Below are 1,669 nucleotides of genomic sequence, written 5' to 3' on the forward strand. Positions count from 1 at the left end.
CCCCCTCTGCCAGGAAAGTTGACGCCTCTCCATCCCGACCACTTTTTCCACCAGGGGGCTTGATGGAGCAGAGCAATGCGGCGTTACAGCGAGGCCGTCAAGGCTGATGTGAGAAGGCGGATGAGCCCGCCACATCGGCAGAGCGTGGCCCAGATCTCAGTAGAGCTGGGCATCCACGTGGTCACCCTCTACAACTGGAGGAAGATCTGGCGGTTGCAGGGAGAGGTTGTGCCGGCATCCGAGAAGGATCCTGAGGGCTGGGGCGCCACCGACAAGTTCACGGTGGTGCTTGAGACCGCTGGCCTGAATTCCACCGAGCTCAGTGCCTACTGCCGCCAGCGGGGCCTGTTTCCGGAACAGGTGGAGCGCTGGCGACAGGCCTCCCAGGATGCCAACGAAAAGCCAGTGCTCACCTTGAAGGAGCAGAAGGATCTCGAACGGCTCCGTGCCCAGGACCAGCGGGAGATCAAACGCCTCAAACAGGAGCTGCGCCGCAAGGAGAAGGCCCTGGCGGAGGCCGCAGCGTTGCTGATCGCCTCAAAAAAGATTCAGGCCTTCTGGGGAGAGGACGGGGACGACTGACGTGCCCGGGCGATCGCCGGAAGGCCCTACAGATTCTCGACGAGGGTGTTGCTGATGGTGCCCGTGCCAGTGAGCTGGCTGCGCTCCTGGGCGTTGGCCTCACCACGCTGCAGCGCTGGCGACGCCAGTTCGTCGCTGATGACGACGGCGTAGACCGGCGCAAGGGCAGCCACCGCCATGTGGCTCACCGCCTCAGTGAGGAGGAGCGACAGCGCATCCTGCTCACCTGTAACGAGCCCGAATTCGCCGCGCTGCCGCCGGGGCAGATCGTACCGATCCTGGCGGACCGGGGCCTGTTTCTCGGTTCGGAGCGCAGCTACTACCGGGTGTTGCACGCCCACGGACAAGCCCATCGCCGCGGTCGGGCCCGGCCACCACAGGAGCCCAGACCGGTTCCACGCCTGCGGGCCGCGGGGCCGAGTCAGGTGTGGAGCTGGGATATCACCGATCTCCCCACCACCGTGCGCGGCGTGTGGCTGTACCTGTATCTGGTGGTCGACATCTGGAGCCGCAAGGTGGTGGCCTGGGAGGTCGCCGAACGGGAAGATCCAGCCATCGCAGCGGATCTGGTGAGCAGGGCTTGCCTCAGAGAGCGGATCAGTAAAGGGCGCAAGCAACCGCTGATTCTCCACGCTGACAACGGCAACGCCATGCGTGCCGCAACGCTGGAGAGCCGGCTGGAGGAGCTGGGCGTGCTCAGATCCTTCTCCAGGCCACGGGTATCCAACGACAACCCCTACTCCGAATCCCTGTTCCGCACGGCCAAATACCGGCCTGACTACCCCAGCCGGCCATTCACCAGCAAGGAGGCCGCCTGCCAGTGGGTGACCTCGTTTGTGGACTGGTACAACCACCGACACCGCCACAGCGGGATCCAATTCGTGACGCCCCATCAGCGCCACAACGGTGATGCTGTGGAGATCTGCCGTCACCGGGCTGTCGTCTACGAACAGGCCCGCCAGCGCAATCCAAGGCGGTGGTCACGATCCATACGCTGTTGGCGTCAACCTGAAGTGGTCTGGATCAATCCGCTAACACCGGAAATCCAACACCAACCAGCTACATTTGCCATGGCTGCCTGAACAGC

The 1,669-nt window shown here is 63.9% G+C and carries 1 pseudogene; it reads left to right on the forward strand.

The window, feature by feature from the left end:
* Positions 1 to 75: 75 nt before the first annotated feature.
* Positions 76 to 1,664, forward strand: a pseudogene (locus tag ACWJI7_RS14185) (IS3 family transposase).
* The last annotated feature ends 5 nt before the right edge of the window (positions 1,665 to 1,669 follow it).

It is taken from the genome of Cryptocyanus atlanticus LEGE 06306, from assembly GCF_056633155.1.